This window comes from Bradyrhizobium sp. (assembly GCF_036009065.1).
In the GTDB taxonomy this organism is placed as follows: domain Bacteria; phylum Pseudomonadota; class Alphaproteobacteria; order Rhizobiales; family Xanthobacteraceae; genus Bradyrhizobium.
Genome location: NZ_DASYMN010000417.1, coordinates 1 through 10,255 on the forward strand (window position 1 = coordinate 1; position 10,255 = coordinate 10,255).

Genomic DNA, 10,255 nt, shown 5'->3' on the forward strand with positions numbered 1-10,255 from the left:
CGCCGGAAGGGGCGAGGTTCGTTGAAGACGCATAAAGGCTGCGCGGCGGAGAATTATGGGTCCGGCCATAGGCGAGGGAATCCAGATCGCCCCGCGCCTGGACAACGGCGACAGGCGCGGACCTGCGCATGCAGCCCGACAGAGCGAGCGCGGTCATGACGGCAATCATCGAGTATCGAAACGCGCGCGCAACCCGCACCGGAGCCATCCCTCACAACGAGACGGCTCCAGTTTTGCACCGGTTATGGTTAACAAATCGTGTTGCCTCCCCGTCATGGCCAGGCTCGTCCGGCATCACGAACTTGAAAGTCCAGTTGCGAACTCAGGCGCTGACGCCGGCGCCGATGGGGCAGGACACGCCGGTGCCGCCGAGCCCGCAATAGCCGGCCGGATTTTTGGCCAGATACTGCTGATGATAATCCTCGGCGAAATAGAACTCGCCCGCCGTCGCGACCTCAGTGGTGATGGCGCCCAGACGCTTGGCGGCCAGCGCCTTTTGATAGGCCACCTTCGACGCATCCGCGGCTTTTCGCTGCGCATCGTTGAAGGTGTAGATCGCGGAGCGATATTGCGTGCCGATGTCGTTGCCCTGCCGCATGCCCTGGGTGGGGTCATGACTTTCCCAGAACGTCTTCAGCAACTGCTCGTAGGAAATCTTTTTCGGATTGAACACCACCAGCACCGCTTCGGTATGACCGGTGCGCCCCGAGCAAACCTCTTCATAGGTCGGATTGGCGGTATGACCGCCAGCGTAGCCCACCGCGGTGGTGTAGACACCATCGCCGAGTTCCCAGAACTTGCGTTCCGCGCCCCAGAAGCAGCCGAGCCCGAACACGGCCTGCTCCAGCCCTTGCGGATAAGGCGGCTGGATTTGATGACCGTTGACGAAGTGGCGTTTCGCCGTCGGAACCGGCGTGGCGCGGCCGGGCAGCGCCTCGGGGGCGCTCGGCAACGCGGTAGTCTTGCGCATGAAGAACATGGATAGCCTCCGGGCTAGACGTCGGACGAGCGGGAAGCCGCCTCGCATGACGACAAAGGATGATGGCAATATATGTCTTTACGCGCGAAACGGCAGTCCCGTTACCTTAGGTCAGTTCCGCGAATAACCGATCAGCGGTTTGCGCGGGCGGAACAGCAGCATCAAGAGGATGCCAAGCCCGCCCATCAGGGCAAATACCGGCTGGTCGAGAATGACGGTGACGAAGCTGGTCCAGAGCCAGGGAGCGGCGCCCTCGACCATGGCCCGGAATGCCTGCTGGCTGGACTGGTGGATGTCGTTCCAAAATTCGCCGAACCGGGTGAACCGCAGATTTTGGTCGGCGACCCAGCGGGCCCCGTCATAGACCATGAAAATGAACCCGCCGGCGAGCAGCAGCAACCCTACCAGACGGAAAAACCCGCGGATCATGCGTCACCTTATATGTATCTGCCTCCGGGCAAGCCCGGCTTAAACGGCGAACACAAGAAATTCAACCTCGCCAGCGGCTTAACCCGGCTCCGGCCGGCATTTGTGTGGTTCAGCCGGGGCGCGGAAAGCGTTGACGCTGCACAGGGGCCCCTCTATAAGACCGCCAATGGCGGCGGGCGCAATCCTGCCGCCGATGTTCTTTGAGCGCCACCGCCTTGTGAGCCTGTTAGCTTCGAGCATGGCATTTTCGCAGAACACCCTTAAACAACATAGCGTCACCAGCGCAATGCAATGGCCGCCGCCAGCAGGCCGGCCACCCGCGATCAAGCCGCTGCCGAAGGAAATTTGAGAACATGGCCAACACCACTTCTGCCAAGAAGGCGACGCGCAAGATTGCCCGCCGCACCATCGTCAACAAATCGCGCCGCACCCAGATGCGCGGTTCGGTCCGTGTCGTCGAGGAGGCGATCAAGAGCGGCGACCGCGAAGCTGCGCTGAAGGCGATGGCGCTCGCGGAACCGGAACTGATGCAGGCGGCGCAGCGCAACATCATTCACAAGAACAATGCCAGCCGCAAGGTCTCGCGGCTGTCGCATCAGATCGCCAAGCTCGCCAAATGAGCTGGTCGAAAAAGGCATCGTCAAATAGCCCGGCCGCGCCGGGCTTTTTCTTTGGTTGCAGATGGCGTCCGGTCCGGCGGCGCAAGACAATTTCTTCACGTTCCGATTTTATCTGATGCTGTTTTACCGCACGCAAGACTTTAGAATTAGAGACTCCCGTGATTCAACGGGGAAATCGCTGGCAGCTATCGCGCGCATGCGTTCCGCTGAAATCCGATCAGCTTCGTGGAAGGCTACCCTATTCCGCTGAGCAAAAAATCTTGCGCGCGCGTAGTCACTTATCAGCAATGCGCCGACCAGCACTTTGAAAAAACGCCGGCCCCGCTCAAACGTAAAGATTTTATGAAAAATTTTTTGAGCAGTGTCGCGGATTATGACCGCGCTTTGCGCATTTCGATTCGTCGCGCAGATTCAGACCCTTGTCTTCATATCGCGAAAGTCGTGTCTTATTTTGCGGACGCGAAGCTAATTCCCTTGGCATACGATTCTCTTCCACAGCCGTTGCACGCAAAATACGGCATGCTATCACTTAGACCGTTCGCAGCGCCCACGGTTCTCAGGTTCAGGGCGAATTGAGGATCAGGGGCGGACGTGCAGATCGGCGGCGGTATGCGCGTTAGCGACGCTTTCCAAGCGATGGTAGGTTGTAACTCATAGCAATATGAGGACGGCGGTTCTGTGTCCAAATTTCTCACGCGAGGCGCTCAAGCCTTGCGCCGTTTAAAAAGTGAGATACGCACCGATCGCAACCGCACCGCCGAAGGTGAATGGATCAAGAGGGTTGGAACGGACGGGCTGGCTAACGCGGTGACTGAGATCCTGAAGCGCTGAGTTCAGGCATCGCCGACGTATCTGAAAACACAAACAAGGTGACAACTTGCCGTAATCATCGCGGCGAGAGGGGGAGTTCTATGCTCAACGGAATCAATGCGAATTTTGATCACGTCCCGTTTTTATCCGATGCCATTTTAGATGATGCCGCGAGTACGCGGCCTCCCGCGCGAGTTCCGGACCAACCGTCCAGTACGCGCTGACCTCACGGACGCTTCTTCTTCAAGATAGCTGATTCGCCGCGGCGTTTCGCCGAACGGCCGGTCTGTGACCGAAGCTGGAGCATCCTTGAGGTCGCGCCGTCGCGGACACCCGCGCGGCGATCCGCCGACACCGTAACTCTATCAGAAAAGCCGCTGGACAATGACAAACATGGAACAGGATCGCTGGTCGCGCGTGAAAGGTCGGCTGCGTTCGAGCGTGGGAGAAGACGTCTATTCAAGCTGGTTCGCGCGGATGGATCTGGAAAGCGTGCAGCCTGAAAGCGTGCGACTTTCGGTTCCGACGCGGTTTCTCAAGAGCTGGATCCAGGCGCACTACGCCGAGCGGGTTCTGACCTGCTGGCAGGCCGAGATGCCCGAACTAGAGCGCGTCGACCTCACCGTGCGCACCGCCATGCGTTGCGCGGCGCCGGCCAAGGAGGCCACAGCGCCGGCGGACCCGCGCCGCGCCGACCGCAACGATGGACGCCCCGCGCCCGAACTGCGCGCCACCGCGATCGCGCCAGTGTCGGCAAGCCATGAGGCGCTCGGCGGCTCGCCGCTCGATCCGCGCCTGACCTTCGGAAGCTTTGTGATCGGCCGTTCCAACACGCTCGCGCATGCCGCGGCGCGCCAGGTCGCGGAAGGACGGCGTGGCGACAGCGTGATGTTCAATCCGCTGTATATCCACGCCGGCGTGGGCCTCGGCAAAACCCATCTGCTGCAGGCGGTGACCTGGGCCGGCAATTCCGGCACCGAGCGCAAGGTGCTTTATCTCACCGCCGAGAAATTCATGTACGGTTTTGTCGCAGCGCTGAAGACGCAGACCGCGCTCGCATTCAAGGAAGCGCTGCGCGGCATCGACGTGCTGGTGATCGACGACCTGCAGTTCCTGCAAGGCAAATCCACCCAGGCCGAGTTCTGCCACACCCTGAACGCGCTGATCGATGCCGGCCGCCAGGTGGTGATCGCGGCGGACCGTCCGCCGTCCGACCTTGAAAGCCTCGACGACCGCGTCCGCTCCAGGCTCGGAAGTGGTCTGGTGGTCGAGATGGGATCGCTTGGCGAAGAATTGCGCCTGGGCATTTTGAAATCGCGGGTGGCCGCGGCGCGGGCGCATCACGCCAGCTTCGACGTGCCGGCGCCGGTGCTGGACTATCTCGCGCGAACCATCACCCATAACGGGCGCGACCTCGAGGGCGCGATCAATCGCCTGCTGGCGCACAGCAAGCTCAATGCCACCGCCGTCACGCTGGAAATGGCCGAGCGCGAGGTGCGCGACCTGATCCGCCCGCAGGAACCCAAGCGCATCAAGATCGAGGACATCCAGCGCGTCGTGGCCCGGCAGTATAATGTCAGCCGGTCGGATCTGCTGTCCTCGCGCCGCACCGCGAACGTGGTCCGCCCGCGTCAGGTCGCGATGTATCTGGCCAAGACGCTGACGCTGCGCTCGCTGCCCGAGATCGGCCGCCGCTTCGGCGGACGCGACCACACCACGGTGCTGCACGCCGTCCGCAAGATCGAGGCGCTGGTCGCCAAGGATGTCGCATTGTCCGAAGAGGTCGAATCGCTGAAGCGCCAGTTGCAGGAGTGAGAGGTTGTGTCCCGGACGCCCTGCAGCGTTCTTCACGCTGCTGCGCAGAGCCGGGAGCCCGCTTAAGCAAGCAAGCTGGACCCCGGCTCCGCAGCACACCGCTTCGCGAAGAGCTACGCGCTGCGCTGCGTCCGGGGAACGAACCCTTACCAAAACGTGGGGAACGGCATCACGCATCTCTTGCGCTTGGGCCCCATCCGCGCCACCTTGGGGTCCCCCCGGGGGTTTGAGCGAATTCAGCTTTGATCGAGCTTTCGGGTTTCAAACGCCGCGGCGCGCCCTTTGGGCCGCCCGGCTTTTCCATCTTGGGATCAGGCGGGTTTTGCAATGAAGGTCACCGTCGAGCGCGCGCAACTCTTGAAATCGCTGGGCCATGTGCATCGCGTGGTCGAGCGCCGCAACACCATCCCGATCCTCGGCAACGTGCTGATCCGCGCCGAAAACTCGAAACTGTCGCTGAAGGCCACCGACCTCGACCTCGAAGTGACGGAGACGCTGGCGGCCGAAACCGGAACCGGCGGCTCGACCACCGTGCCCGCGCACATGTTCTACGACATCGTCCGCAAGCTGCCCGACGGCGCCCAGATCGTGCTGGAAGGCGACGGCGACCGCTCGGTGCTGGCGATCCGTGCCGGGCGTTCGCGCTTCACGCTGCAGACCCTGCCCGAGAACGATTTCCCCGATCTCGCCGCCGGCGACATGACGCATTCGTTTGCGCTTGCCGCGTCCGACATGAAGCGGCTGATCGACCGCACCCAGTTCGCGATCTCGACCGAGGAAACCCGCTACTATCTCAACGGCATCTATCTGCACACCGCCGGCAGCGCCAAGGCCGCGACCTTGCGCGCGGTCGCGACCGACGGCCACCGCCTTGCCCAGGTCGATCTGCCGCTGCCCAAGGGCGCTTCCGGCATGCCCGGGGTGATCGTGCCGCGAAAAACCGTCGGCGAAGTGCAGCGGCTGATCGAGGACAGCGAGGCCGAGGTCGGGATTGAACTGTCGCAGGGCAAGATCCGCTTCACCATCGGCAATGTGGTGCTGACCTCGAAACTGATCGACGGCACGTTCCCGGACTATGGCCGCGTCATCCCGCAGAACAACGACAAGGAACTGATCGTCGACAAGAAGGATTTTGAGGCTGCGGTGGACCGCGTCTCGACCATTTCCAGCGAGCGCGGCCGCGCGGTGAAACTGGCGCTGTCGGCCGGCAAGCTGATATTGTCCGTAACCAACCCGGATTCCGGCAGCGCCACCGAGGAACTCGAGGTCGAGTATGCCTCCGATGCGCTCGATATCGGCTTCAACTCGCGCTACCTGCTGGACATCGCAGCCCAGATCGAAGGCGAAGTCGCGGTGCTGAAACTGGCCGATCCCGGCTCGCCGACATTGGTGCAGGACAAGGACAACAAAGGCGCGCTCTACGTGCTGATGCCGATGCGGGTGTAACTTCCCCTCTCCCCTTGTGGGAGAGGGCAGAGCCTCACGAAGTGAGGTGACGGGTGAGGGGTTCGTGCCGCAGACACCACACCATCGGCCAACCACCAAACGCATCCGCGATTTCGCCAAGAAGATGCGTCGCGAACCCACGGACGCTGAAGCTAAAATGTGGCGATTGCTGCGAGATCGCCGGCTCGCGCGGTTCAAATTTCGTCGGCAAGCTCCTTTCAAAACTTTATTCTGGATTTTGTCTGTTTCGAAAAGCGTCTCGTCGTCGAAATCGATGGTAGTCAGCACGCGGATTCCGAACGCGACACAACGAGGGAAGCAGTACTGCGCGCGGAGGGGTTCCGAATCGCGCGTTACTGGAACAATGATGTGTTGCAACGACCTACCTCGGTTTTAGAAGGCGTTCTTGCAAAGTTGTCGGATAGCGAGAGCTAACCCCTCACCCACCGCCTCACTTCGTGAGGCTCCGCCCTCTCCCACAAGAGGAGAGGGTAAGAAAGATCATATCGCGTCTCCATGACCCCCTCCCGCATCCATCGCCTAACGCTGACGCACTTCCGCAATTATCGCGCGGCCAGCCTGCAGACGCGCGACGATATGGTGGTGCTGGTGGGCCCGAACGGCGCCGGCAAGACCAATTGCATCGAGGCGATCTCGTTCCTGTCGCCCGGGCGCGGTTTGCGACGTGCGACGCTGGACGATGTCGCCGACAACCAGGGCGACGGCTCATGGGCGGTGTCCGCCGAGGTCGAGGGCGCGCTCGGATTGGCGACGCTGGGCACCGGCATCGACCCGCCGGGCAACGAAGAAGCCGCCACCGCCCGGCGCTGCCGGATCGACCGCGAGCCGGTGACGTCGGCCACCGCGTTCGGCGATCATTTGCGCATGGTGTGGCTGACGCCGGCGATGGACGGGCTGTTCATGGGCGCCGCCTCGGAGCGGCGGCGGTTCTTCGACCGGCTGGTGCTGGCGATCGACAGTCAGCATTCCAGCCGGGTCTCGGCGCTGGAACGCTCCTTACGCTCACGCAACCGCCTGCTGGAAGTGCGCAATTACGACGACCACTGGTGCGACGCGATCGAGCGCGAAACCGCCGAGCTTGCGGTGGCGGTGGCGGCGATGCGCGGCCAAACCGTGACGCGGCTCGCGGCGATGCTGCGCGCGCGCGGGCAAGCCTCGGTGTTTCCGTCCGCCGCGATCATGCTCGACGGCTGGATGGAAAACGCGCTGATCAACGAACCGGCCACCTCCGTGGAGGACCGCTACCGCGAAATCCTGCGCACGAGCCGCGCCCGCGACGCCGCCGCCGGCCGCACCCTGGACGGCCCGCACCTCACCGACCTGCAGGTGGTCTATGCGCCGAAAAACATGCCCGCGCGCGATGCCTCCACCGGCGAGCAGAAGGCGCTGCTGATTGGCCTCGTGCTGGCGCATGCCAATCTGGTCGCCGAGATGACCGGCATCACGCCGCTATTGCTGCTCGACGAAGTGATCGCGCATCTCGATCCCGACCGGCGGATCGCGTTGTTCGATGAGCTGGCAAAGCTCGGCGCCCAGGTCTGGATGACCGGCGCGGACCCTGCGGCGTTCGCGGATATTGGTTCGTCGGGGGAAATCTTCGACGTCGATTCAGGGCGCATCGCGCGGCGCGCGCAAGCGCGGAGTCCTCCCCGCGCAGGCGGGGACCCATAACCCCTGGCGGTCGTAATTGCACTCGGTCGTCCAACGGCATTCTTAAAACGGGACGACACGGCGTATCCCGCCTGCGCGGGGACGACTCGTGGCGAGGCCCCGCATCGCGCTTTTCCGCGGCTTGCGAATCAGCCTTTCGCCGCCTTGAAAAACTGCCGAAAAATCCTATTTATTCAACAGCTTGATCGACACGACTTTGCGCTAGGCGCAATGCGGCTTTCATGGCACAAATACAGTCGATTCAGCCACACATTTCAGCGCTGATTCGGGACATCCTCGAAGGCCCCTTCATGACAGAACCCGCCCGGCAAAAGATCGCCGACCCCGAGCATTCGCCGATTGAATACGGCGCCGAATCGATCCGGGTTCTCAAAGGCCTCGACGCCGTGCGCAAGCGGCCCGGCATGTATATCGGCGACACAGATGACGGCTCGGGCCTGCATCACATGGTCTACGAGGTCGTCGACAACGCCATCGACGAGGCGCTGGCCGGCCATGCCACCGCGGTGGAAGTCGTGCTCAATGCCGACGGCTCGGTCACCGTGCGCGACGACGGCCGCGGCATTCCGGTCGACATCCACAAGGGCGAAGGCATCTCGGCGGCGGAGGTCATTATGACCCAGCTGCATGCGGGGGGAAAATTCGACCAGAATTCCTACAAGGTGTCGGGCGGCCTGCACGGCGTCGGCGTTTCCGTGGTCAATGCGCTGTCGAGCAAGCTGCAGCTGCGGGTATGGCGCGACGGCAAGGAGCATTACATCGAATTCGCGCATGGCGACGCGGTGGCGCCGTTGATTGTCGTCGGCGACGCCAAGGGCAAGCGCGGCACCGAGGTGACGTTCCTGGCCTCCACCGACACCTTCACCAATGTCGAATATGATTTCGCCACGCTGGAGCATCGCCTGCGCGAGCTCGCGTTCCTCAATTCCGGCGTGAACATCGTGCTCTCCGACATGCGCCACGCGGTCGAGAAGCGCGAAGAGATGATGTACAAGGGCGGCGTCGAGGAATTCGTCAAATATCTCGACCGCAACAAGAAGGCGATGGTGCCCACCCCGATCATGATCGACGCCGACATGAACGGCATCGGCGTGGAAGCCGCGCTGTGGTGGAACGACAGCTATCATGAGAACGTGCTGTGTTTCACCAACAACATTCCGCAGCGCGACGGCGGCACGCATCTGGCGGGTTTTCGCGGCGCGCTGACGCGCCAGGTCAACGGCTATGCCGACGCCATCGCCAAGCGCGAAAAGATCGCGCTGACCGGCGACGACTGCCGCGAGGGCCTCACCGCGGTGCTGTCGGTGAAGGTGCCGGACCCAAAATTCTCATCGCAGACCAAGGACAAGCTGGTCTCTTCCGAAGTGCGTCCCGTGGTGGAAAACGTCATCAACGAGGCCCTGCAAGCCTGGTTCGAGGAGCATCCGGCGGAAGCGAAAATCATTGTCGGCAAGGTGGTGGAAGCAGCCGCCGCCCGCGAGGCCGCGCGAAAGGCGCGCGAGTTGACGCGGCGCAAGGGCGCGCTGGACATCGCCTCGCTGCCCGGCAAGCTCGCCGATTGCCAGGAGCGCGATCCCGCCAAATCCGAACTGTTCATTGTCGAGGGCGACTCGGCGGGCGGTTCTGCCAAGCAGGGCCGCAACCGCGAATTCCAGGCGGTACTGCCGCTGCGCGGCAAAATCCTCAATGTCGAGCGCGCGCGCTTCGACAAGATGCTGGGCTCGGAGCAGATCGGCACGCTGATCACGGCGCTCGGCACCGGCATCGGCCGCGACGACTTTGATCTGTCGAAGCTGCGCTATCACAAGATCATCGTGATGACCGACGCCGACGTCGACGGCGCGCATATCCGCACGCTGCTGCTGACGTTCTTCTTCCGGCAGATGCCGCAGATGATCGAGGCCGGCCATCTCTATATCGCGCAGCCGCCGCTCTACAAGGTGACGCGCGGAAAATCCGAGCAATACCTGAAGGACGAGCGCGCGCTGGAAGATTATCTGATCGAGACCGGGCTCGACGACTGCGTGTTCAAGCTCGCCTCCGGCGAGGACCGCAGCGGCAGGGACCTGCTGGCGCTGGTGGAAGACGCCCGCATCATCCGCGGCACGCTGCACAATCTGCACAGCCGCTATAACCGCAAGGTGATCGAGCAGGCCGCGATCGCCGGCGTGATGAACCCGAAAATCACCGGCGACGTCGCCACCGCCAACGCCGCCGCCGGCTACATCGCGCGAAGGCTCGACGCGCTGGCCGATGAGGTCGAGCGCGGCTGGATCGGCCGCTTCACCGAAGGCCAGGGCTTTTTGTTCGAACGCACCGTGCGCGGGGTCAAGGATGCCGCCATCATCGACGACGCGCTGCTCGGCTCCGCCGACGCGCGCAAGCTCGACGAATATGCGGCGAAGCTGCAGGAAGCCTATCCGCGCCCGGGCGTGCTGCGCCGCAAGGATACCGAAACCCCGAT

9 protein-coding genes and 1 pseudogene are annotated in these 10,255 nt (G+C 62.8%); 8 read left to right on the forward strand and 2 right to left on the reverse strand.

Going from position 1 to position 10,255, the window contains the following annotated elements; genetic code table 11:
• Window positions 1-322 precede the first annotated feature (322 nt).
• Entirely contained in the window at window positions 323-979 is a 657-nt protein-coding gene (msrA, locus tag VGP39_RS25065; protein ID WP_327570783.1) for a peptide-methionine (S)-S-oxide reductase MsrA, read from the reverse strand.
• A 111-nt stretch (window positions 980-1,090) separates the two neighbouring features.
• Complete coding sequence (locus VGP39_RS25070) at window positions 1,091-1,408, reverse strand: hypothetical protein (RefSeq protein ID WP_327570784.1); 318 nt, start codon at window positions 1,406-1,408, stop codon at window positions 1,091-1,093.
• Between the two features lie 166 nt (window positions 1,409-1,574).
• On the opposite strand from VGP39_RS25070, the gene VGP39_RS25075 reads away from it, so the two are divergent.
• The 8 genes and pseudogenes from VGP39_RS25075 to VGP39_RS25110 all read left to right on the forward strand — a co-directional run.
• Window positions 1,575-1,757 (forward strand): hypothetical protein, encoded by a 183-nt coding sequence (locus VGP39_RS25075; RefSeq protein WP_327570785.1) that lies wholly within the window; start codon window positions 1,575-1,577, stop codon window positions 1,755-1,757.
• A 4-nt stretch (window positions 1,758-1,761) separates the two neighbouring features.
• On the forward strand, window positions 1,762-2,028 hold the full coding sequence (gene rpsT, locus VGP39_RS25080) for a 30S ribosomal protein S20 (protein WP_327570786.1): 267 nt from the start codon (window positions 1,762-1,764) through the stop codon (window positions 2,026-2,028).
• Between the two features lie 225 nt (window positions 2,029-2,253).
• Window positions 2,254-2,604: a hypothetical protein gene (locus tag VGP39_RS25085; RefSeq protein ID WP_327570787.1), complete on the forward strand. Its 351-nt coding sequence runs from the start codon at window positions 2,254-2,256 to the stop codon at window positions 2,602-2,604.
• A 618-nt stretch (window positions 2,605-3,222) separates the two neighbouring features.
• Complete coding sequence (dnaA, locus tag VGP39_RS25090; protein WP_327570788.1) at window positions 3,223-4,653, forward strand: chromosomal replication initiator protein DnaA; 1,431 nt, start codon at window positions 3,223-3,225, stop codon at window positions 4,651-4,653.
• Window positions 4,654-4,980: 327 nt separating this feature from the next.
• The gene (dnaN, locus tag VGP39_RS25095; protein ID WP_327570789.1) at window positions 4,981-6,099 is read left to right on the forward strand and encodes a DNA polymerase III subunit beta; all 1,119 of its coding nucleotides are present in this window, start codon (window positions 4,981-4,983) and stop codon (window positions 6,097-6,099) included.
• Between the two features lie 64 nt (window positions 6,100-6,163).
• Window positions 6,164-6,534 (forward strand): annotated as a pseudogene (locus tag VGP39_RS25100) (endonuclease domain-containing protein).
• An 81-nt stretch (window positions 6,535-6,615) separates the two neighbouring features.
• Window positions 6,616-7,791 (forward strand): DNA replication/repair protein RecF, encoded by a 1,176-nt coding sequence (recF, locus tag VGP39_RS25105; protein WP_327570790.1) that lies wholly within the window; start codon window positions 6,616-6,618, stop codon window positions 7,789-7,791.
• 290 nt (window positions 7,792-8,081) lie between these two features.
• Window positions 8,082-10,255 (forward strand): DNA gyrase subunit B (locus VGP39_RS25110; protein WP_327570791.1); only part of this gene is annotated, 2,174 nt, incomplete at its 3' end.